The organism is Shewanella mytili (assembly GCF_046765975.1).
In the GTDB taxonomy this organism is placed as follows: domain Bacteria; phylum Pseudomonadota; class Gammaproteobacteria; order Enterobacterales; family Shewanellaceae; genus Shewanella; species Shewanella mytili.
Map to the genome: position 1 here is coordinate 334,639 of NZ_JBKOUD010000001.1, position 21,615 is coordinate 356,253.

Genomic DNA, 21,615 nt, shown 5'->3' on the forward strand with positions numbered 1-21,615 from the left:
TAAAAACACTACGCATTCAGTAACCGTGCTGATTTGATGAGTGCATGAGTACAAACGGGGAAGAACGTGGTAGGCAGATGTTCTTTTTAGTGTGTAATTATAAAAAGTCAATATTATCAAGTAGATGAAATTGAAAGTTTTCAATCACGTTGCAGTTTTTAACCACGCTGATAAACCACATGTTGCCTGTAAACACCAGCCTGCCAATGGATGTCCATAAGGAAGATGACAGACTGGTCAGTTGCAAGGGGGGATGAGTGCGTGATGCACTGTTTGCCCCTGGGGTTACAAGATTTTAGGCATTATGGTAGCCATTGGGATTTTGCGATTGCCAGCGCCAACTGGAATCCACCATGTCCTGCAGGGTATGAACCGCGTGCCAGCCGAGCTCATTAAGTGCATACCCGGGATCGGCATAGCATGCTGCCACATCGCCTGCCCGTCGCGGTGCTATCCGGTAGGGAATGGTTTTTCCGCAGGCCTTTTCAAAGGCGTGTACCATGTCCAGTACGCTATAGCCTTGACCCGTGCCCAGGTTATAGGTCATCAATCCGGGATTGGTTTGCAATTTCTGCAAGGCTTTTACATGGCCCCGTGCCAAATCCACCACATGAATATAGTCTCTGACTCCCGTACCATCAGGGGTGGGATAGTCATCTCCAAACACGTTGAGGCAAGGCCGTTTGCCAATGGCCACCTGGGCAATATAAGGCATGAGATTATTGGGAATATCGTTCGGGTCTTCACCAATCATGCCACTTTCATGGGCCCCTACCGGGTTGAAATAACGCAGCCGGGCAATATTCCACTGAGGATTGGCTTTTTGAAAATCTGCCAGAATGGTTTCCACCATCAGTTTTGACTGACCATAAGGGTTAGTGGCACTGGTGGGAAAATCTTCTTTAATGGGCAGGCTTGCCGGGTCACCGTAAACCGTGGCGGAAGAGCTGAACACCAGGTTATGCACGCCCGCCTCTTGCATGACTTCGCATAACACCAAAGTGCCACTCACGTTATTTTGATAGTATTTCAACGGCTTTGCTACTGATTCGCCAACAGCCTTGAGCCCGGCAAAGTGGATCACGGCATCAAATTGATGGTCGGCAAAAATTTTGTGCAGCAAGGGCTTGTTTAAAATGTCACCTTGATAAAAAGCGACGGATTTTCCGGTGAGTTGTTGCACCCGTTGCAGGGATTCAACAGAAGAGTTGCAAAGGTTATCCACCACCACTGCGTCCATGCCGGCGTTTAACATCTCTACCAGCGTATGGCTGCCAATATAACCGGCACCGCCGGTCACGAGTACTTTCATCAATCCAGCTCCTTGACGAATTGCTTCAGGTAATCCGTAAAATCGGCGCCTAGCTGCTTATGGCGCACGGCATGTTCCACAATCGCCTGCATGTATCCCAGTTTATTGCCGCAATCATGGCTTTTGCCCAGCATGTAATAGGCATTAACCTGCTGCTGCTGCATCAACATGGCAATGGCATCGGTGAGCTGAATCTCATCGCCTGCGCCGCTGGGGGTTTTGGCCAGCAGGGGCCAGATGTCAGCGGGCAGGACATAGCGCCCTACCACGGCCAGATTGGATGGCGCTTCATCAAGTGGCGGTTTCTCAACCAGCTCTTTTAGCGGTACCGAACCGCCGGGTTGCAAGTCATGGCCATTGATATCGGCAATGCCGTATTGATCCACCAGAGCGTGTGGCACTCCTTCCACCATAATCTGTGGTGTGGCGGTGTCACGGTAAAGCTGCACCATGGCAGCCATGTTCTCTTGCTTTAGATTGCAACTGGCGCTATCAATCAACACATCGGGTAACAGCACCGCAAAGGGGTTGTCACCCACCACGGGTCTGGCACACAAAATGGCATGGCCCAAGCCTTTGGCTTCAGACTGGCGAACACTGATAACGGTCACGTCTTTAGGGCAGATGGACTGCACCTCATTTAACAGCTGGCGTTTGACACGTTTTTCCAACTGGGCTTCCAGCTCGAAACTGGTATCAAAATGGTTTTCAATGGAGTTTTTACTGGCGTGGGTCACCAGGACAATCTCTTTAATGCCGGCATCAATGGCCTCATTAACCACATATTGGATTAATGGCCGATCCACTACAGGTAACATCTCCTTGGGGATCGCTTTGGTGGCTGGCAACATGCGGGTGCCAAGTCCGGCAACGGGGATTACTGCTTTACGAATAATGCCTGGTTTCATAGGCGTCCTTTTCCTTACTGATAAGCCGTCTGAAAGTGCTTCATTGTAAACAAACAACCGACAATTACCACGCAGACGGTGAGGGGATTGGCGGATATTTTCATCTGTACAACCTGTCATTAACCTGAATGCCGCGCTTTTTTATAAAATCTGACCAATTCTTCCCGATGCTTTTTCCCGCTAAGTGGATGGAGCTCCGCTATTTATGACAAGACTGTAAAGAAGACTTGCCACCTTGTTCAGAACCCTCTAACTTAGGAGGCGCCTTCGTGTCTGGCTATCAATTCATGGCACGAAGCCTGTCATCAATAATGAACATAATAAAGGGCTGCGGGTGTTATGCGTCTGGAGATCAGTTGTCAGGATCGGGTCGGTTTGGCCAAGGATATATTAAGTGTACTGGAAACATATGACATCAATTTGATGTCCATTGATGCCAGTAATAAAGGCTTCTTCTTCTTGCAGTTTGCGGATGTGCCTTTTGATGTATTGAGCGCATTGATGCCGCAACTTCGGAAAATTGAAGCGGTTCATGACGTCAGAACCGTGGCGTTCATGCCTTCCGAACAGGAACATTACTCGCTGAAAACCTTGTTGAAAACCCTGCCAGATGGCGTGTTTTCCCTTGATGCCAAAGGACGGATACGCATTGCCAATGATGCCGCACAGTTTATGTTGGGTATGCAATTGCATGAAATCCTTGATGAATCGTTAAATCACTGGGTTCAGGGATTTAATTTTGGCCGGTGGCTCAGTGAGCCGCAGCTATTGGCACAGGCTGCCCGGGTCAGGATTGGCAGCAGCGAATATCTGGCAGAAATGCTGCCGGTGCTGTTGCCTGATGGCAGTGATGGTGAAATCCGTGCCGGCGCTGTTGTCACCTTGAAAAGTCCTGCCAGGGTGGGGCAGCAATTTAATGCCTTGCAAAGTCAGAACAAGGGCTTTGCCAACGTGCTGGCCATTAGCGACAGCATGCGGCAAGTCGTGCAGCATGCGGAAAAAATGGCGCAGCTGGATGCACCCTTACTGATAAGCGGTGAAACCGGTACCGGTAAAGAGATGATGGCGCGTGCCTGCCATGATGCCAGTATGCGCCGGGAAAAACCGTTTATTGCCATCAACTGCGCGGCCATTCCGGACGATGCCGTGGAAGAGCAGCTGTTTGGTTATGCCGAACATGGCACGCTGATAAAGCGCGGTTTTTTTGAAGAAGCACAGGGCGGCACGGTATTTCTGGATGAAGTGGCCGAAATGTCCTTGGCGGCTCAAGTGAAGTTGTTACGGTTGCTGGAAGATGGCAGCTTTCGGCGGGTTGGCGGCGAAGAGGATGTGCGTCCTGGCGTGCGGATTATCTGTTCTACCCAGGAAGATTTGCTTGCCCTTTGCCAACAAAGGCGTTTTCGGGAAGATCTTTACTACCGTATTCATGTGTTGGCGTTTCATCTGCCGCCGCTGCGGGAGCGAAAAGTGGATATCTTGCCGTTGGCCGAGATGTTTTTGGCCCATTATTGTGCCCAACTGGCTTGCCCTGTGCGGCGCATTTCACCCAAGTGTCGCAGTTTCATGCAGTCCTATGCTTGGCCTGGCAATGTCAGACAGTTGAAAAATGCCATTTTCAGGGCGGTTTCCATGTGGAATGGTGCAGGTGAGCTTTCCATCGAACAACTGAAACTCCCAAGTTACGATGAAAGCGTGGGCTTTTTTGAACAGCAGTTTGAAGGCACCTTAGAGCAAGCCATGAAACAGTATGAAGCCAACCTGCTCAGACGGCTTTACCCTGCATATCCTTCCACCCGGCAGTTGGCGAAAAAGCTGGGCGTATCCCATACGGCCATTGCCAACAAGTTAAGGGATTACGGAATTAACAAAGAAAATTGAGGAATCCATTAAAAAAATCTTGTTAAGTAAAAATAAATGCAAATTTATTAGCAAGATAAAACCATATATTTAAATTTAACATCATTAACAAAGTGTAAAATTATATTTCATTATCAATACACTTAATAAAACTACTGTTTTTTAAATTTACAAATAATATCAGCATGTTACTGGAAAGATATTATTATAATTGATAAAAATAAGAACAGTATATTTATAATGCAACTTTAAAGTCAGTCTATTTTATAAACGATGGTATTGGCAGGTTGTTGCGGTAAATGCTCTGTGTGTTAAAAATGTTTCCTTCTTGTTTGTGAAAGGTGGCTTTATCTTTTCACCGTCAAGAACAATGGAAGAATAATAAATCTAAACATTGTCGTTGGGATGCTAGTCCTCAATGATGATTTATCTCCAGAAGGAAACTGCAGTATGCATAAGTCATTCATCGCATTAAGCGTTGCTGCTGTCTTATTGACAGGATGTGGCAGCGATAATAATCCCCCCGAAGTGGTAAATACTCCGCCACAAAGTGTTGATGTCACCTTTGATGCAAGCCAGTCCATGGTTTTGTCCGCAAAACTGGACGGCACTGATGCTGAAGGTGGCATGAGCTTTTCATTCGTTGACCCCTCAGAAGCCAAACTGGGTAAATTACGTTTGCAAGATGCTTCCACTGGTGCCTTTACTTACCAGAGTGATGCTGCCGAAGGCACGGAAGTGGTGCATTTTAAAGTAAGCGATGGTGAGTACGAGTCAGTGTCCACCCTGACCATCAATATTGCACAAGGGGATACGCTCTATCCCTACCAGTGGCACCTTAAAAATACCGGACAAAATGCCTTTGCTGCCAAGCGCGGTGTGGCCGGAGAAGACTTGAACGTGGAAGCGGCCATTGCTTCTGGCGTCAAGGGTCAGGGCGTGGTTGTTGCCGTGGTGGATGATGGCCTTGAAATCGCGCACCCCGATCTGGCGGCCAATGTGGTGCCGGGGGGCTCTTATAACCTGATCACCGGTACCGTGGACCCAACGCCGTTCTCGGATGAAAGTGCCCATGGCACGGCGGTGGGGGGCATTATTGCGGCAGCCGGATGGAACGGCATCGGTGGCCGCGGTGTGGCGCCAGAAGCCAAACTCATCGGTTTCAATTATCTTGATGTGGATCCCACCGGCGAAGTGAAAAATACGCAAACCTTTGAAAACTTTGCCAAATCACATGGCGCCACTGCATATAGCGATAGCGCTCGGGTCTTTAACCAAAGTTATGGTTACAACTTGCCATTTCCTCACGGCTTTGACGAAGATGAAAATGACGTCTATGCCGATATCGCCCAGCATAGTGCGGATGGTAAAGGCAGCGTGTTTGTAAAATCTGCCGGGAATGGTTTTGAGTATTTCCGGTGGAGCAATTTATACTGGTTACCCGGGGACTTTCTCACTGTTGCTGATGGGGAAAAAGCCAACTTTGGCCTGCCATTCCATCATGCCAACATGTCTACCGACAATGCCAACGTTTACAACCTGGTCGTTTCTGCCGTTAACGCTAAAGGTGAACTTTCCAGCTACTCATCCGTGGGGGCCAACGTGTTTGTCACCGCTCCTGGTGGAGAATACGGTGTGGATGACCCGGCCATTGTCACCACTGATCGCGCCGGTTGTGAAAAGGGCTGGAGTGTTGCTGAGGACCGTCCAGACACCCCTTTTGCCGGTGGTCAGCATCCGCTTAATTTGAGCTGCGATTACACGTCAACCATGAACGGCACTTCGTCTGCTGCGCCAAACACCTCTGGTGCGGTGGCCATGATAATGAGCGCCAATCCAAATCTAAGCTGGCGTGATGTGCGCTACATCCTGGCCTCGACAGCCCAGCAAGTTCAGCCTGAGATTGCGCCTATCGTGGTGCCAGTCGGAACAGGTGATGATGCCGTTGAATTTGAAGCCGTGCCGGGCTGGACGGAAAATGCCGCCGGCTTCCATTTCCATGACTTCTTCGGCTTTGGCCGTGTGGATGTCAGTGCCGCTGTGGCCGCGGCAAAAAGCTATACCCAGAAACTGGGCACTTATGAAGTAACCGACTGGCAAACTCACGATGCCGTTGATGCAGCGATTCCCGATGAAAATCTGGTCGGGGCCAGCGATGGCATTGCCGTGGAAGATGACCTGGTGATTGAAGCGGTACAGGTAGAGCTGACAGCGGATCATTTACGTCTGCCAGACTTGGCTGTGGAGCTGATTTCGCCTGCCGGTACCCGTAGCGTGCTGATGACGCCATATAACGGCATGGTGTATCAGGGAATCATGGATGCTAATGACCCGAAGGATTTTGTCCCTGGATTTGAAAACACCCCTATGATGTCCAATGCTTTTTACGGTGAAAGCACTCAGGGCACATGGACACTTAAGGTCACTGACGTTAATGGCGGGGAATTCAAATTCCAAATCTACAAAGTGGGTGAGTTCCCGATTCCAAACGAAGCGCTGGGCGTATTAAAAGGCTGGTCAATTCGATTCCACGGTCACAAAGTGGCTGCAGCATCTTAAGGAGTAAGAGATGAAATTATCTAATCTAATGATGGCGATGGGTTTGGGCTTACTTTCACTGTCTGCCGTTGCCGCCGGGAAATTGCCTGACAGCGTCGAGCCAACGAATGCCGTGACCTCAGGCTTGAAAGCTGATTTTATGGGGGCTGCCTATAACGGCCAGTATTATGTGAAAACCGACAAAGGCGTGCAAAAAGCCAAGCGTTTGGTGAAAGGGCTGCAAGTGGTGACAGCGACGGGTGAACCATTGGCGGTGCTGACCGGAAAACTGGTGGTGAAACTGCAACCTGATGTGGATGCTGCAGGCTTTGCCGAGCGCTATGGCTTGCGCCTGGATTGGCAGGGTGGCAACAATTTGGTGATTTTGGCCGCCAAAGCGGATGCTGAGCTGTTGTCTGTTCTGGCACAAGTGGCCAACGACGGACAAGTGATCCGGGCAAAACTGGATCATGCCACCAACAAACAGGTACCCATGTAAGTTGCCTGCTGCTTAATGTGGTGATTGTAGACGAGGCCCCGCACATGCGGGGCCTATTTATTTGCCAGTAAGAACTGTACAAATGCTTGATCTGCCTGACTTAACGGGCGCTGTTTTTGCCAGGCAATATGTAGCTCCAAATATACTGGCGGCGAAAACGGCAGCGCCAAAATGGCATCATTGGGCGTGATGACCATTTCCAGTACGGTGGTAATGGCATACCCCTGATGCACCACCTGCTTAATCAGGTTAATCAGGTTGGTTTCAAAGGCGATTTGTGGCTGTAGTCCAAGTTTTTCTGCCTGTTGCAGTATCCACTCCCGGTGATAATAGCCCCGTTTGAACATCACCAGTTCATGTTCAAAAAACTGTGGCAACGTGACCTGTGTTTGTTCCGCCAACGGATGATCCAGTGAAGTGGCCACCACCATCTGTTCATTCACCAGAATTTTGGAGTCAAATTCCGGTTGCAGATCCTGGGCGGTAATAATGGCAATGTCCACTTCCTGCTGCTGTAACATGCGCAGCGCATCGCGAGTGCCCCCTTCAAACAGGGACAGCTTTAAACCGGGATATTGATGGCGGAATGCCATTAAGCGGCTGGGAAGATAAAAAGAGCCCAACATTCCCGGCACTGCCACCCGCACTTCACCTTTTGACAATTCGGCCATGGCGCGAATGTGGTTTTCTGCCTGTTGTAGCTGTTTGAGGATCAGCACAGCATATTGGTGCAAGGTTTCGCCTTCGGCAGTGAGCTTCAACCCCCGTTCACCTTTTCGTTGGCGTCTGTCTACCAGGGTGACCCCCAGGGATTGCTCCAGTCGTTTAATGCTCTGGCTCAGTGCCGGCTGTGCCAGGTTGAGCTTATTGGCCGCACGGGTAAAGCTGCCATGGCGAACCAAGGCATCCAGATAACGCAATTGCTTGAGATCCACATCATTCTCCGTGAACACGCTGCATCGTTAGCATAACAAAAAACAATGAATGTTATATTTTTTATCTATTATTGTTATGTTTTAGTGCGTGCTAATCTTTAACTCACAAGGATAAAAGTTTGAGGTGTGTCACATCATGGGAAAGGATACGCTGGCTCGCATGACCCGGGATAATCGTCTGATTTGGGCGTTGTGTGTGGCGTCAGTGGTTATATATATCAATTTATATATGATGCAAGGGATGTTGCCGCTGATTGCCGAGCAGTTTCAGGTGTCCATGGCCCGCTCGGCGCTGGTACTGTCGGTCACCAGCTTTACGCTGGCATTTTCATTACTGATTTATGCGGTGGTGTCAGATCGCATTGGTCGGCATAAGCCGATTGTCTGGAGCCTGTGGGGGCTGGCGCTCTCCAATATTTTACTGATTTATGTCAGCAGCTTTGAGGCCTTGGTGGCGGTGCGTTTATTGCAGGGCGTGTTATTGGCCTCTCTGCCCGCGATTGCCATGGCATATTTTAAAGAGCAGCTGCAGCCGCAAACCATGTTGAAAGCCGCTGCGGTGTACATTACCGCCAACAGTTGTGGTGGTATTGCCGGGCGTTTGCTGGGGGGCGCGTTGTCCCAGTACCTTAACTGGCAGGGGGCCATGTGGCTCCTGTTAGCGGTAAGCCTGTTGGGGGTAATGCTGACCAGCTGGTTACTGCCAAGCGCCAGCAACGCCACCAAGCATGAGCACCGGGCACGGCATTGGCAGTTTGGCCAAAAAAGCCGTATTGATTTGCGGGGCTTTTTACGGCATCTGCAGGATCACCAGATGCGGCTGGCGTACATCATCGGTGGCGTGACGTTCATGATGATGGTCAATCAGTACAGTTTCATTCAGTTGCGGTTGATGGCAGAGCCTTATTCCTGGGGGCGTTTTCAGGCCACGCTGATCTTTTTGTGTTACAGCAGTGGCACCATTGCTTCGTATTTCTCTGCCCGCTGGATTATCCGTTACGGGCAGCTGCCCCTGTTCAAAGTGTCGCTGTTGTTGATGCTGGCGGGCACCTTGCTGACCTTGATGGAAAATCAAGTGGCCATCTGTCTGGGATTTTTGCTGAGCAGTTGCGGCTTTTTTGTGACCCACAGCTGCTGCAACTCGTTTGTGGCCATGCGGGCCAATCGGCATCGGGCCAAAGCCACCTCCTTGTACCTGTGTTTTTATTATTTGGGCGCGGCGGTGGGGGGCCCGTATTTGATGTGGTTTTGGCAACACAGCGCCTGGCAGGGCATTGTGGCGGGCTCCATGCTGTTGCTGGTGGCCATTTCCGTGGCGGTGTGGCGCCTGGGCTGCGAGCAGCGCCAGGCACCGCTAACCCCGCCGCTGGCTAAAGCTCATCATTGATGAAGTCTTTACGCTCAAGATGATATTTGCGCATTTTGTCGTAAAGGGTTTTGCGAGGCAGCTCCAGCTGCTCCATGGTGTGCTTGATGGAGCCCTTGTTATGGCTGAGGGCATCCTCAATCAACAGGCGCTCAAAAAACTCGACGCGCTGGGTGAGCGACATGCCGCTATGAAGCAAATCACCGCTGGTCATGGCGCCAAAGGCCGCATCGCTGCCCAGCAGTACGTAACGCTCTGCCAGATTGCGCAGCTCACGCACGTTACCCGGCCAGTCGTAAGTGCATAAGCGTACGGACTGGGAGGCATCAAGGGCGATAAGTTCTTTGTGGTAACGGGCAGAGGCCACCCGGGCAAAATGTAAAAACAGCAGCGCAATATCTTCCCGGCGCTCCCGCAGCGGCGGAATTTCAATGGTGACCAAATTCAGCCGATAGAAGAGGTCATGGCGAAATTCCCCTTTATCGCACAAGGCCTTCAAATCCACTTTGGTGGCCGCAATGATACGGATATCCAACGGGATGCTTTTGTTGGAGCCAAGGCGCACCACCTTGCGATCTTCCAGTACCCGCAGCAGTTTTACCTGCAGTGACATGGGGGTGCTTTCAATTTCATCCAGAAACAGCGTGCCGCCATTGGCATATTCAAATTTGCCAATGCGGGTTTTGTCCGCCCCGGTAAAGGCACCGGCCTCTGCGCCAAAAAGCTCGCTCTCGATGATGGTTTCCGGAATGGCACCACAGTTAATGGCCACAAAGTTGGCCGCGCCCCGGGGGCTGTGATCGTGCAGGTAGCGGGCAACCAGTTCTTTGCCTGTGCCGGTTTCGCCGTGCACCAGAATGTCTGCAGGGGTATCCAGCACCTGATGGATGATATGGCGCATCTGGCAAATGCCCGGACTATTACCGAGGATCCTGGGGCCCGGCAGCCGCTGGGATTCCAGCTCCTGTTTCAGTTTGCGGTTTTCCAGGGTCAGGGCGCGTTTTTCCAGTGCCCGTTTGACCACATCCAGAATATGTTCATTGTTGAAGGGTTTTTCCAGAAAATCATAGGCCCCTTGTTTTACCGCGCTTACCGCCATGGCAATGTCGCCAAAGCCGGTGATTAGGATCACCGGTACATCCGGGTCTTGTTGCTGGATTTGCTGCATCACGCTGATGCCATCCATCCCCGGCATGTTAACGTCGGTTATCACCACGCCCATCCAGTTGCGGTCCAGTAACCGCAGAATGTCCTGGGGGTGGGTGCTGGCTTTGGCGGGAATGCCTTCCAGCTCAAACAGCTGGGTCAATACGGTGCCTATGTGGGGTTCATCATCCAGGATGAGTACGGTCGCCTCTTCATGGCTCATAGCAGATCCTCCTGCGGGCATAACGGCAGCAGGATTTTAAATTCGGCGCCGCCGCCAGCGGCATTGGCAACACTGATGCTGCCATTCATGGATTCTACTATCCGGCGGGAAATCGACAGACCGAGCCCCAGTCCTTGGCGTTGGCTGGTGGTGAAATAGGGTTCAAAAATCTTTTCCATTTGGCTTTCATTGACTCCAGGGCCTGAATCGCGGATCTGAATACAAAGCTGTTCATCGGCACTGATGGTAATGGTGAGTAATCGTTCCGCTGATTGCTGCATGGCGGTAATGGCATTGCTGATAAGATTTACCAGTACCTGTTGTAGCCTTACTTTATCACCAAAAAAGCGTAACGGGGCATCCGGCAGTTGCAATTGCAGCTGTACCTGATGTTTTTCAATGGCGGGCGCCACAATGGTGAGTGCATCCTCTATGGTGTTGCGTATCAGCGTGGGTTTGTCCAGCCCCTTGCTCTTGCGGGTAAAACTCTTGAACTGAGAGACAATCTCAGCCAGCCGATCGCTCAGGCTGATAATGGTGGTGAGGTTTTCCTGTGCCTTGTCCTGCATCTGACGGTTGAGTAACACCTGGGTGTTTTGGGCATAGCTGCGAAGGGCCGCCAGTGGCTGGTTGATTTCGTGATTGATACTGGCCGACAGACTGCCGATAACGGTCAGTTTGGCGGCCTGTACCAGTTCATCCTGGGTGTCTTGCAGTTTCTGGTTGGCATCCTGCAATTCCCGGGTGCGCTCTTGCACCCGGTATTCCAGCAGTTGTTGCGCCTGTTGCATCCGCCGCATGTTTTTACGGCGCTCCAGACTGAACAATAAGGCCAATGCCCCCAGCAGGTACACACAGGTGGACAGTAACAGCAGGGGCGGCAGGGCGCTGTACAGGGGTTTTACCGGGGTCATGACATGCACATGCCAACCGGCCTTGGTCATTTCACTGCAGGTGTCAATGAACTGGGCTTCACCGTAGGAGGTGGGAAATTGGTAAATGGGCGGTTTTTCCGGATTGATGTCTGGCGAGTAGGGCGGTTGCAACGGCAAGGCACTGATCACCCGGTTGGCATAGCGGCGGCTTTTACTGATGTCTTGGTGGCGGGCATCATCCAGCGGTACCAGTGACTTAAGGCGCCAGTTCGGCATGCTGGCCGCAAAAATCACCTGATCATCGCCGCTGATGGACAGTTCATATTGGCCGGATTGGGCCAGCCCGGTAAGCTGGACTTCAATGTCGGCAATATCCACTTTGACCACAATGACCCCGAGCACGGTGCCTTGCTCCTGAACCGGATAAGCGAAATAAAATCCCCGGGTGTCAGAGGAGGTGCCCACGGCGTAATAGCTGCCAAGCCGGCCGGCCATGGCCTCGGTATAGTAGGGACGAAAACCGTAATTTTGTCCGATGAAAGAGTAGGTTTCCTGCCAGTTGCTGGCGGCCACCGCATCACCGTGCTGGTTCAGCAGATAGATGTCGGAGGCTTCGGTCACATACTGGATCTCTTCAAAGTAGCGATTGATCAACTGGATTTCTTTGGCGTCATCACTGTGTTGCAAGGCTTTTGCCAGCACCGGGTTGGTGGATAGCACCTGCGGAATGCTTTCATAGCGGATAAGCGCGCCATCAATGAAGTTAATCACCTCTTTGAGCTGTTTTTGGGCCAGGGGTTGCGCTTGGGCGAATCCCTGTTGCAGGTGATACCAATAGGTAAGCTTGAGGGTGATTAAGAGTCCGCCAATCAACAAAATGCTGATCAGCAGACGTTTACTAAGCAAAGAGTGTGTCTGCATGTCTGGCCATTGCTCTAAATTTCGGCGAGTCTGGCCTAGACTCGCCGATACGGCCGGATTTTTCAAGCTAACGTGTGCGCAGACTGTCCAGATATTCTGGCAATGCCAGTGATACCTGCGGCACGTAGGTGATGATAATCAGGAAGGACAACAGCAACAGCAACCAAGGCAGACAAGCCTGGATAACCCAGCCGATACTACGGTTGGTGATCCCCGACGTCACAAACAAGTTAAGCCCCACCGGCGGCGTTAACATGCCGATTTCCATGTTGACCACCATGATGATCCCCAAGTGGATGGGGTCAATGCCAAGCTGGGTGGCAATGGGAAACAAAATGGGTGCCATAATCAGCAAAATGGCTGAAGGCTCCATGAAGTTGCCCGCCGCCAGCAACAGCAGGTTGACGATAATCAAAAAGCCCCAAGCCGGTAAGCCCCAGTTCACAATGATTTCGGCAATGGTGTGGGGGATGCGCTCGGTGGTCAGCACATGGGCAAACAGCATGGCATTGCCGATGATAAACAGCAGCATGATGGACACCTTGGCGCCATCATTCACTACGGTGCGCACCTCTTTATCAATGGGGGTTTTTATCAGCCCCAGCACCATGTGCCACAAATTGCGTCCAGCGGCGGCAATCAGGTTTTCACCGGGATTGCGCCAGGCCACATTTTTCAGCGGGCCGATGTCACGGTAACCAAACACCGCCACCAGATAGGCATAGACACAGGCCACCGCTGCAGCTTCTGTGGGGCTGGCAATCCCGCCATAAATGGAGCCCAGCACAATTACAATCAGCATCAGCCCGCCCATGGCCTTGGCAAAGGAGACGGTCAGCTTGCGTACGCCCGGGAAGGGCTGCGATGGCAAGCCTTTGATCCTGGCGGTAATGTAAATGGCCAGCATCAGCAAGCCGCCCATCATCAGGCCGGGGATAAGCCCTGCCATGAACATTCTGGCGGCCGAGACTTCTGTAGCGGCAGCATAAACCAGCATCACGATGGAGGGCGGGATCAATATCCCCAAGGTGCCGGAGGTGGTAATCACCCCTGCGGCAAATTTTTCCGGATAGCCCGCTCGCACCATGCCCACAATCACGATGGAGCCAATGGCGGCGACCGTGGCAGGGGAGGAGCCGGAAACCGCCGCAAACAGCATGCAGGCCATTACCGAGGCCATGGCCAGCCCGCCGCGAATGTGCCCCACACTGTCCATGGCAAAATCAATGATGCGCCGGGCCACGCCACCGGTAGACAAAAACGCCGATGACAAAATGAAAAAAGGGATGGCCAGCAGCGTGTAGTGCTCGGAGGTGGAGGCGTAAAGTTTCAGCGCAATGGAGGCCAGCGAATCCGTGGAAAACAGCAAGATGGTCAGCATGCTGGAAAATCCCAACGCAATCGCAATGGGCATGCCCAGTAACATGCAAACGAACAGGGTAATAAACAGCGTGGCAATGGTCATGGCTTCACCTGCGGATCCGAATGGTTATTGTTATGGGATTTTCCGTGGCTGACGGCTTCCTCGGCCAGCTGCATGCTTTCTTTGGCTTCGTCATGAAAACTAAAACCCTGGGACTGGTTGCGCAAAATGGCGATGAACAGCTCCACAAAACGCCAGGTCAGCATGATGAAACCAAACAGCAGAATGCTTTGGGACATCCAGACCGGCACCCGAGGGTCTTCCACGTCAATGCGCCATAAGTCCCACAGCTTGTCTGCATCCAGCCCCGCCACCCAGGCGACAGGAAACTTGATGTCCTCCATGGGAACGCCAATGTGATACATCTGTTTCAGGTAGTCCCAGCTGCCCACCAGAAACAGTGAGCAGTACACCAGACACACACTGATGGCCAGCAGCGCGGTGTATTTGCGGGTGGTGGGCGGCAGTTTTTTAACCAGCGCATCCACGCCGATGTGAGCGCCCACTTTCACGCCGTAGGACATGCCAAACAGCACGAACCAGCCGGCAATGGTCAAGGTCAGTTCCTGTATCCATAAGAAACCCACATTGAAAAAGAAGCGCGCAATCACCTCTGCGAACACCAGAATGGTCATGGCAGAGATCAGGATATTGAGAAAACTTTCTTCGAAGTAATTGAAAAATCGCGTTAGCATAAGTGCATCCCCAGTGGCAAAAGGGGGCGTTGCCGCCCCCGGACAACGTTACTGGTTGGCTGACTCCGCAGCCTTGATGGTGTCCTTACCGATTTGGTCTTCGAATTTTTTCCAGACGGGCTTCATGGCATTAACCCAAGCCTGGCGCTGCTCTGGGGTTAACTCAACCACTTTGGAGATTTTGGAATCAATAATGGCCTGACGGTCCTGTGCATTTTTGTCGGCTGCCATTTTGTTACCGTAAGCAATGGCTTCATCCAGGCATTGCTTGATCACCTCGCGTTTGTCAGCCGGCAGGTTTTTCCAGAACGTGTCAGAGGTCACCACCATGTAATCCAGCACGCCGTGATTACTTTCAGTGATGTAAGACTGCACTTCATAGAATTTTTTGGAGTAGATATTGGACCAGGTGTTTTCCTGGCCATCAATGGCGCGGGTTTGCAACAGGGTGAACACTTCCGAGAAGGGTTTTTTCACGGCAATGGCATCAAGGGTCTGGAACTGGGCTGCCAGTACGTCAGAGGCCATGACGCGGAATTTCTTGCCGGAGGCGTCAGTGGGCAACAACAGCGGATGGTTAGCGGTAAACTGCTTCATGCCGTTATGCAGATAGCCCATGCCGATAATGCCTTTGCGTTTCATTGCCCCCAGCAGTTTTTGTCCTTCAGGGCTTTGCTGAAAACGCTCTACCGCGGCCATGTCCTGAAACAGGAACGGCAGATCAAACAGCTGCAGTTTTTTGGTGTAACGCTCGAATTTTGACAGCGACGGTGCCACAAACTGTACGTCGTTCAGCAGCAGTGCCGCCAGCTCATTGTTGTCACCGAAAAGCTGTGAATTGGGAAATACGCTGACTTTGTATTCGCCCGGCAGACGCTGCTCCACCAAGGCCTTGAACTTTAATGCCGCCTGCCCCTTCGGAGTGTTTTCGGCCACCACGTGAGAGAACTTGATCTCCACCGGCGCTGCACTGGCAAGAAAACTGGTCGCCATGACGCCCCCCACCAGTGCGAGTTTGGCCAGCGTTTTCAGTGGCTGAGATAACATACTGAAGTGCTTAATACTTTTTATAGTCATCTTGGATTCCTTTTAATTTATAGTCATTGCAGATACGAGCCCCATAAATACGTATCTGAGCCAGGGGAACACAGCGTTAATTTCCCCGAAGGTTATTTTAGTCAAGGCAAGTTATGCGCCAGTTTGGTAATTATTTTGTAACTTGTTGGTTATTAAAGTGTGTTGAGTTTGATGTTTGTCACGTTCGTTTTTGTAATGTGTGAGAAATGGCTCACATTATTTACCTTGATGGGCGGAAATCCACCCATTTTGCAGGTGGCATTTCGGGGCGATTTGTGACCGCGTCATGACATGCCGCAGAATGGGCGGGCTTGCGGTTAACCCTTTCCCCCTGGCGGCCATGGCTGGTAGAATGAACGTTCTTTTTTTCACTCGCCTGTGAACAGGCTCCTTATCAATAAGGTTAGTGTTCGATTATGACCATCAAGACGCGTTTTGCTCCTAGCCCAACCGGCTATTTACATGTGGGCGGTGCCCGTACAGCTCTTTATTCCTGGCTTCATGCCCGTTCGAATAACGGTGAGTTTGTACTGCGTATTGAAGATACGGATCTGGAGCGTTCAACCCAGGCAGCAGTGGATGCCATTCTTGAAGGTATGGAATGGCTTGGCCTGAACTGGGACGAAGGCCCTTATTACCAGACCAAGCGTTTTGACCGTTACAATGAAGTGATTGCAAAACTGCTGGAAGAGGGTAAAGCCTATAAGTGTTACTGTTCTAAAGCGCGGCTGGAAACGCTGCGGGAAGAACAGGCCGCTAAAGGTGAACGCCAAAAATACGATGGCTGCTGCCGTGATGCCGCCCCCCGCGACACTGATGAGCCCTATGTCATCCGTTTTAAAATGCCGCAAGAGGGCAGCGTGGTATTTGATGACCACGTGCGTGGCCGCATTGAAATTGCCAACGAAGAGCTGGACGATTTGATTATTGCCCGTAGCGATGGCACCCCTACCTATAACTTCTGCGTGGTGGTGGATGACTGGGACATGGGGATCACTTGCGTGATCCGCGGCGAAGACCATATCAACAATACGCCAAAACAGATCAACATCTTAAAAGCCCTGGGCGCACCAATCCCTGAATATGCCCATGTGGCCATGATCCTCGGGGATGATGGCGCCAAATTGTCCAAACGTCACGGGGCTGTCAGCGTGATGCAGTACCGGGATGACGGTTATCTGCCGGAAGCCCTGCTGAACTATCTGGTGCGTTTGGGCTGGTCCCATGGGGATCAGGAAATCTTCTCCATGGAAGAGATGGTGCAGTTCTTCAAGCTGGATGACATCAACAAAGCCGCTTCTGCCTTTAATACGGAAAAACTGCAGTGGCTGAACCAGCACTACCTCAAAACCCTGGATCCTGAATATGTTGCCAAATTCCTGGCCTGGCATATGGCGGATCAGAAAATTGATACCAGCAATGGCCCTGCACTGTCACAAATTGTGACCGCATTGGCCGAGCGCAGCAAAACCCTTAAGGAGATGGCGGAGCACAGTCGCTATTTTTATGAGGATTTTGCAGAGTTTGAAGCCACCGCTGCCAAGAAGCATTTGCGCGGTGTGGCAATGGAACCCTTAAAGCTGGTGCAACAAAAGCTGGCCGCGTTGCCTGAATGGACGCTGGAAGCCATTCATGGCGCCATTGAAGCCACTGCCACCGAACTGGAGGTAGGCATGGGCAAAGTGGGCATGCCGCTGCGGGTTGCCGTGACCGGGGTAGGGCAGTCACCCTCTTTGGATATTACGCTGTTTCTTATCGGGAAAGCCCGTTGCGAGCAAAGAATCTCCAAAGCGGTGGAATTTGTAGCAGCTAGAATAAATTCCTAAAAAATGCGTTGACACATTTGGGTGCGCTGCATAGAATGCGCCACGCACTTGAGACATGGGGTGGCAGTTTACTGTTGCTCACTCAAATGTGATAAGCGGTTCGGGGCTATAGCTCAGCTGGGAGAGCGCTTGCATGGCATGCAAGAGGTCTGCGGTTCGATCCCGCATAGCTCCACCAATTTCTGCCAAAGCGATTGTTTGATTGGTTTGGCTGACACCGGCAGCGGTGTAAAACACAGGTCCAGGGTCCCCTTCGTCTAGAGGCCTAGGACACCGCCCTTTCACGGCGGTAACAGGGGTTCGAATCCCCTAGGGGATGCCAATTTCAATCGCACTGCCTTATGTGGTTGGAATGAAAGAGTCAGCAGGTTTCATACCGCCTCGGGAAACAGAGTCAGGTTTCAGTCCAGGGTCCCCTTCGTCTAGAGGCCTAGGACACCGCCCTTTCACGGCGGTAACAGGGGTTCGAATCCCCTAGGGGATGCCAATTTCAATCGCACTGCCTTATGTGGTTGGAATGAAAGAGTCAGCAGGTTTCATACCGCCTCGGGAAACAGAGTCAGGTTTCAGTCCAAGGGTCCCCTTCGTCTAGAGGCCTAGGACACCGCCCTTTCACGGCGGTAACAGGGGTTCGAATCCCCTAGGGGATGCCAATTTCAATCGCACTGCCTTATGTGGTTGGAATGAAAGAGTCAGCAGGTTTCATACCGCCTCGGGAAACAGAGTCAGGTTTCAGTCCAAGGGTCCCCTTCGTCTAGAGGCCTAGGACACCGCCCTTTCACGGCGGTAACAGGGGTTCGAATCCCCTAGGGGATGCCATTTCCGATTTTCGGATAAAGAATTTCGGGGCTATAGCTCAGCTGGGAGAGCGCTTGCATGGCATGCAAGAGGTCTGCGGTTCGATCCCGCATAGCTCCACCATTTTCGTCAGGCTGTTATATTTTAACGGGTTGGCAAACACCGGCTGCGGTGTAAAATACAGGTCCAGGGTCCCCTTCGTCTAGAGGCCTAGGACACCGCCCTTTCACGGCGGTAACAGGGGTTCGAATCCCCTAGGGGATGCCATTTCCAATATTAAGCGTAATCTTGGGAATGAAAATTGGGGCTATAGCTCAGCTGGGAGAGCGCTTGCATGGCATGCAAGAGGTCTGCGGTTCGATCCCGCATAGCTCCACCAATTCTTTAAAAACCGCCTGTTGGCGGTTTTTTTGTAGGCAAAATTCACCGGTAACTCAGAAAACGGGTTATTCCTTTAGATTTTAGCGCTGGCATAAGCCCGAAGTTTGCACCTATGCCAGCCATGATGGCGTTGTCCCCTAATCCATTGCTAAGAAACCGCCGGTCTGATGGGCCCATAAATGGGCATAAATGCCTTGGTGTTGCAGCAGTTCAAGATGGTTTCCCTGTTCTACCACCCGGCCTTTATCCAGCACGATGAGGCGATCCATGGCGGCAATGGTCGATAGCCTGTGGGCAATGGCGATGACGGTTTTGCCTTCCATCAACTGGTAAAGACTTTCCTGAATGGCCGCTTCCACTTCCGAGTCCAGCGCCGAGGTAGCTTCATCCAGCACAAGAATGGGTGCATCTTTCAGCAGTACCCTGGCAATGGCAATGCGCTGGCGTTGCCCGCCCGAAAGTTTCACGCCTCGCTCACCCACTTGTGCATCGAGCCCGTAATTGCCCTTGGGATCGGTCAATGTAGCAATAAATTCCTTGGCCTGGGCTTTTTCAATGGCTTGTTGCAGTTCTTCTTCTGTGGCATCCGGGCGCCCGTAAAGGATGTTATCGCGGATGGAGCGGTGCAGCAGCGAGGTATCCTGGGTCACCATGCCAATATTGCGCCGCAGGCTATCCTGGGTCACTTGCTGAATGTTTTGCCCGTCAATGCAGATACTGCCGTCTTCCACATCGTAAAAACGCATCAGCAGGTTCACCATGGTGGATTTGCCGGCGCCGGAGCGTCCTACCAAGCCGATTTTTTCGCCGGGCTTGATATGCAGATCCAGTTGGTTCAGCACACCGCTTTGTTCGCCGTAATGGAAGTTCACCCGGTTAAAATCGATAGCCCCATGGGGGATCTGCAGGGGTTTGGCGTCGGGCATGTCGTTAATCAATGCCGGTTGGGACAAGGTGTGCATGCCGTCGGTAACGGTACCGATATTTTCAAACAGGGCGCTGACTTCCCACATGATCCACTGGGACATGCCATTGAGCCGCAAGGCCAGACTGACGGCAATGGCTATGGCGCCCACGGTGATGGCGCTGCCCATCCACAACCAGATGGCAAGCGCGGCCACGGTAAAGGCCAGCAGGTAATTGAGTACTTGCACGCTGACGTTGATGCCGGTAACCAGCCGCATCTGGCGATATACGGTATCGAGAAAGCCCGACATGCTGTTGCGGGCATAATCCGCTTCCTGACGGTTATGGGCAAACAACTTGACCGTGGCGATATTGGTGTAACTGTCCACAATGCGTCCGGTCATGGTGGAGCGGGCATCCGCCTGCTCACTGGCCACCCGTTTCAGACGGGGGACAAAGTGCCACTGCAAGCCGATATAAAGTGCCAGCCACAGCAACATGGGCAGCATCATGCGCCAGTCTGCCTGGGCCATCATCACCAGCATGGAGGTGAAATACACCAGAATGTACACCAGCACATCGAGCAATTTCATCACGGTTTCGCGAATGGCCAAGGAGGTTTGCATCACTTTGGTGGCAATGCGCCCGGCAAAATCATTCTGATAAAAAGAGACGCTCTGTTTGAGCAGGTATTTGTGGGCCAGCCAGCGGATGGACATGGGATAGTTGCCCAGCAGGCTTTGATACACAATCAGTGCATGGGCCAGTGTGAGCAGCGGGATCAGCACCAACACCATCAGCGACATGCCCAGCAGTGTCATCCCTTCCTGCGCCAGTAACGTGGCGGGATCTTTGGTCACCAGCCAGTCCACCAGTTGCCCCATAAAGCCGAATAATGAAACTTCCAGCACCGCCAGTGTTGCGGTCAGCAGCGACATGATCAGCAATGGCCGCTCAAAGCCTTGGGTGTAATGACGACAAAACGCGTATAAGCCACGGGGTGGCTGGGCCGGGTCGATATCGGGTAACGGCTTGGTCCAGCCTTCGAAAACGGCAAACAACTTGTGCAACATGATGGTGTCTTGTTGGAAATGATTGCCGATAGCTTACCTGATTTATCACAAGGTGTGGCACTGTAGGCATCCATGCGTGCAGATAATCGTACTGTTGCCACAGGCCATGCTGGTTAGCCTTGGCGGTTTTTCAGGTTTGCTGCAGTGAATGGCTCTGAGATGTTGTGTCTTGCATGCAATGGCACAAGGCTGCACGAAAGAAGATGCATGGTGATGCACAACAGCAAGATGACTTTTGTTTTATCCCGGCGTGCCCACAGGCTAAACTGGCAGGGTGTAATCATTGGGTCACATTCGGAGCCACAGATGAGCGAGAGCATTGCCAATACCCCGGCGACACTGCTGGTATCAGCATCGCCAGCCCCCATTGCCGAGGCCATTGTGGACACGCCTTGCGGTGCTCTGTGGCTGGCGGCCAACGCTGATGGATTATGTTATCTGCGGCCATTGAGCCGCCGGTTGGCGCTGGTTGGCGAGGGCGTTAATTTGCGCCATGGCTCTGCACAGCGGTGCTTGCAACAGGCCACATGGCAGTTACAGGCATATTTTGCCGGTGAGCTGCACGAGTTTTCGGTGCCACTGGCACCCGCTGGCACCCCATTTCAGCGGCAGGTTTGGCAGCAATTGCTACAGATACCCTATGGCCGCCACAGCAGTTATGGCGAGCTGGCAGCCAGGCTGCAAAAACCGGGTGCCGCCAGAGCGGTGGGCAATGCCAACGGTGCCAACCCCATTGCCATTATGATCCCGTGCCACCGGGTGATTGGCAAAAATGGGACGCTCAGGGGGTATGCTTGGGGGGAGGCGATGAAACGGCAACTGCTGGCACTGGAAGGGGCTGATGCCTGATTTTTTG

Annotated in this window: 15 protein-coding genes and 8 tRNA genes; 14 read left to right on the top strand and 9 right to left on the bottom strand. The window is 52.1% G+C overall.

Annotated elements, in window-relative coordinates:
* Positions 1-295 precede the first annotated feature (295 nt).
* Together galE and galU are read right to left on the bottom strand one after the other, a co-directional pair.
* Complete coding sequence (gene galE / locus ACIDEJ_RS01480; RefSeq protein WP_411986317.1) at positions 296-1,312, bottom strand: UDP-glucose 4-epimerase GalE; 1,017 nt, start codon at positions 1,310-1,312, stop codon at positions 296-298.
* Positions 1,312-2,220, bottom strand: coding sequence for a UTP--glucose-1-phosphate uridylyltransferase GalU (gene galU / locus ACIDEJ_RS01485; protein WP_411986318.1), 909 nt, complete (start codon positions 2,218-2,220; stop codon positions 1,312-1,314). The genes galE and galU overlap by 1 nt, the downstream gene beginning before the upstream one ends.
* 339 nt (positions 2,221-2,559) lie before the next feature.
* Between galU and tyrR the strand changes: the two genes are divergently transcribed.
* The 3 genes from tyrR to ACIDEJ_RS01500 all read left to right on the top strand — a co-directional run bounded on the left by tyrR (position 2,560) and on the right by ACIDEJ_RS01500 (position 7,114).
* Positions 2,560-4,098 (top strand): transcriptional regulator TyrR, encoded by a 1,539-nt coding sequence (gene tyrR / locus ACIDEJ_RS01490; RefSeq protein WP_411986319.1) that lies wholly within the window; start codon positions 2,560-2,562, stop codon positions 4,096-4,098.
* A 429-nt stretch (positions 4,099-4,527) separates the two neighbouring features.
* Positions 4,528-6,636: a S8 family peptidase gene (locus tag ACIDEJ_RS01495; protein WP_411986320.1), complete on the top strand. Its 2,109-nt coding sequence runs from the start codon at positions 4,528-4,530 to the stop codon at positions 6,634-6,636.
* A gap of 10 nt (positions 6,637-6,646) precedes the next feature.
* Positions 6,647-7,114 carry a hypothetical protein gene (locus ACIDEJ_RS01500; RefSeq protein WP_411986321.1) on the top strand — a complete coding sequence of 156 codons (468 nt, stop codon included), beginning with the start codon at positions 6,647-6,649 and terminating at the stop codon, positions 7,112-7,114.
* 53 nt (positions 7,115-7,167) lie between these two features.
* Here ACIDEJ_RS01500 and ACIDEJ_RS01505 read toward each other — a convergent pair whose 3' ends face one another.
* Positions 7,168-8,049, bottom strand: coding sequence for a LysR family transcriptional regulator (locus ACIDEJ_RS01505; protein ID WP_411986322.1), 882 nt, complete (start codon positions 8,047-8,049; stop codon positions 7,168-7,170).
* 136 nt (positions 8,050-8,185) lie between these two features.
* Between ACIDEJ_RS01505 and ACIDEJ_RS01510 the strand changes: the two genes are divergently transcribed.
* Positions 8,186-9,436 carry an MFS transporter gene (locus ACIDEJ_RS01510; RefSeq protein ID WP_411986323.1) on the top strand — a complete coding sequence of 417 codons (1,251 nt, stop codon included), beginning with the start codon at positions 8,186-8,188 and terminating at the stop codon, positions 9,434-9,436.
* Here ACIDEJ_RS01510 and ACIDEJ_RS01515 read toward each other — a convergent pair.
* The 5 genes from ACIDEJ_RS01515 to ACIDEJ_RS01535 all read right to left on the bottom strand — a co-directional run bounded on the left by ACIDEJ_RS01515 (position 9,420) and on the right by ACIDEJ_RS01535 (position 15,775).
* Positions 9,420-10,784, bottom strand: coding sequence for a sigma-54-dependent transcriptional regulator (locus ACIDEJ_RS01515; RefSeq protein WP_411986324.1), 1,365 nt, complete (start codon positions 10,782-10,784; stop codon positions 9,420-9,422). The genes ACIDEJ_RS01510 and ACIDEJ_RS01515 overlap by 17 nt on opposite strands.
* Entirely contained in the window at positions 10,781-12,580 is a 1,800-nt protein-coding gene (locus tag ACIDEJ_RS01520) for a sensor histidine kinase (RefSeq protein ID WP_411986325.1), read from the bottom strand. The genes ACIDEJ_RS01515 and ACIDEJ_RS01520 overlap by 4 nt, the downstream gene beginning before the upstream one ends.
* Positions 12,581-12,647: 67 nt before the next feature.
* Positions 12,648-14,045, bottom strand: coding sequence for a TRAP transporter large permease (locus tag ACIDEJ_RS01525; protein WP_411986326.1), 1,398 nt, complete (start codon positions 14,043-14,045; stop codon positions 12,648-12,650).
* Positions 14,042-14,698, bottom strand: a complete 657-nt coding sequence (locus tag ACIDEJ_RS01530) for a TRAP transporter small permease (protein ID WP_411986327.1) — start codon at positions 14,696-14,698, stop codon at positions 14,042-14,044. Before ACIDEJ_RS01530 ends, ACIDEJ_RS01525 begins: the two co-directional genes overlap by 4 nt.
* Positions 14,699-14,746: 48 nt before the next feature.
* Complete coding sequence (locus ACIDEJ_RS01535; protein ID WP_411986328.1) at positions 14,747-15,775, bottom strand: TRAP transporter substrate-binding protein; 1,029 nt, start codon at positions 15,773-15,775, stop codon at positions 14,747-14,749.
* 416 nt (positions 15,776-16,191) lie between these two features.
* Here ACIDEJ_RS01535 and gltX point away from each other — a divergent pair, with 416 nt between their 5' ends.
* The 9 genes from gltX (at position 16,192) to ACIDEJ_RS01580 (ending at position 18,778) form a co-directional block, all read left to right on the top strand.
* Positions 16,192-17,601, top strand: coding sequence for a glutamate--tRNA ligase (gltX, locus tag ACIDEJ_RS01540; protein ID WP_411986329.1), 1,410 nt, complete (start codon positions 16,192-16,194; stop codon positions 17,599-17,601).
* A gap of 102 nt (positions 17,602-17,703) precedes the next feature.
* Positions 17,704-17,779 (top strand) — tRNA-Ala (locus ACIDEJ_RS01545).
* A gap of 68 nt (positions 17,780-17,847) precedes the next feature.
* Positions 17,848-17,923: transfer RNA gene (locus ACIDEJ_RS01550), tRNA-Glu, on the top strand.
* An 89-nt stretch (positions 17,924-18,012) separates the two neighbouring features.
* Positions 18,013-18,088: transfer RNA gene (locus ACIDEJ_RS01555), tRNA-Glu, on the top strand.
* Positions 18,089-18,178: 90 nt separating this feature from the next.
* Positions 18,179-18,254, top strand: a tRNA-Glu gene (locus ACIDEJ_RS01560).
* A gap of 90 nt (positions 18,255-18,344) precedes the next feature.
* Positions 18,345-18,420 (top strand) — tRNA-Glu (locus tag ACIDEJ_RS01565).
* A gap of 26 nt (positions 18,421-18,446) precedes the next feature.
* Positions 18,447-18,522: transfer RNA gene (locus ACIDEJ_RS01570), tRNA-Ala, on the top strand.
* A gap of 68 nt (positions 18,523-18,590) precedes the next feature.
* Positions 18,591-18,666 (top strand) — tRNA-Glu (locus ACIDEJ_RS01575).
* Between the two features lie 36 nt (positions 18,667-18,702).
* Positions 18,703-18,778: transfer RNA gene (locus ACIDEJ_RS01580), tRNA-Ala, on the top strand.
* A gap of 139 nt (positions 18,779-18,917) precedes the next feature.
* On the opposite strand, the gene ACIDEJ_RS01585 is transcribed toward ACIDEJ_RS01580, so the two are convergent.
* Positions 18,918-20,747, bottom strand: a complete 1,830-nt coding sequence (locus ACIDEJ_RS01585) for an ABC transporter ATP-binding protein (protein WP_411986565.1) — start codon at positions 20,745-20,747, stop codon at positions 18,918-18,920.
* Between the two features lie 318 nt (positions 20,748-21,065).
* Here ACIDEJ_RS01585 and ACIDEJ_RS01590 point away from each other — a divergent pair, with 318 nt between their 5' ends.
* Positions 21,066-21,608 carry a methylated-DNA--[protein]-cysteine S-methyltransferase gene (locus tag ACIDEJ_RS01590; RefSeq protein WP_411986330.1) on the top strand — a complete coding sequence of 181 codons (543 nt, stop codon included), beginning with the start codon at positions 21,066-21,068 and terminating at the stop codon, positions 21,606-21,608.
* The last annotated feature ends 7 nt before the right edge of the window (positions 21,609-21,615 follow it).

Bases quoted from the DNA above. Each gene is read 5' to 3' on its own strand.
- galE (WP_411986317.1), bottom strand. From the start codon at position 1,312: ATGAAAGTACTCGTGACCGGCGGTGCCGGTTATATTGGCAGCCATACG.
- galU (WP_411986318.1), bottom strand. From the start codon at position 2,220: ATGAAACCAGGCATTATTCGTAAAGCAGTAATCCCCGTTGCCGGACTT.
- tyrR (WP_411986319.1), top strand. From the start codon at position 2,560: ATGCGTCTGGAGATCAGTTGTCAGGATCGGGTCGGTTTGGCCAAGGAT.
- ACIDEJ_RS01495 (WP_411986320.1), top strand. From the start codon at position 4,528: ATGCATAAGTCATTCATCGCATTAAGCGTTGCTGCTGTCTTATTGACA.
- ACIDEJ_RS01500 (WP_411986321.1), top strand. From the start codon at position 6,647: ATGAAATTATCTAATCTAATGATGGCGATGGGTTTGGGCTTACTTTCA.
- ACIDEJ_RS01510 (WP_411986323.1), top strand. From the start codon at position 8,186: ATGGGAAAGGATACGCTGGCTCGCATGACCCGGGATAATCGTCTGATT.
- ACIDEJ_RS01515 (WP_411986324.1), bottom strand. From the start codon at position 10,784: ATGAGCCATGAAGAGGCGACCGTACTCATCCTGGATGATGAACCCCAC.
- ACIDEJ_RS01520 (WP_411986325.1), bottom strand. From the start codon at position 12,580: ATGCAGACACACTCTTTGCTTAGTAAACGTCTGCTGATCAGCATTTTG.
- ACIDEJ_RS01525 (WP_411986326.1), bottom strand. From the start codon at position 14,045: ATGACCATTGCCACGCTGTTTATTACCCTGTTCGTTTGCATGTTACTG.
- ACIDEJ_RS01530 (WP_411986327.1), bottom strand. From the start codon at position 14,698: ATGCTAACGCGATTTTTCAATTACTTCGAAGAAAGTTTTCTCAATATC.
- ACIDEJ_RS01535 (WP_411986328.1), bottom strand. From the start codon at position 15,775: ATGACTATAAAAAGTATTAAGCACTTCAGTATGTTATCTCAGCCACTG.
- gltX (WP_411986329.1), top strand. From the start codon at position 16,192: ATGACCATCAAGACGCGTTTTGCTCCTAGCCCAACCGGCTATTTACAT.
- ACIDEJ_RS01590 (WP_411986330.1), top strand. From the start codon at position 21,066: ATGAGCGAGAGCATTGCCAATACCCCGGCGACACTGCTGGTATCAGCA.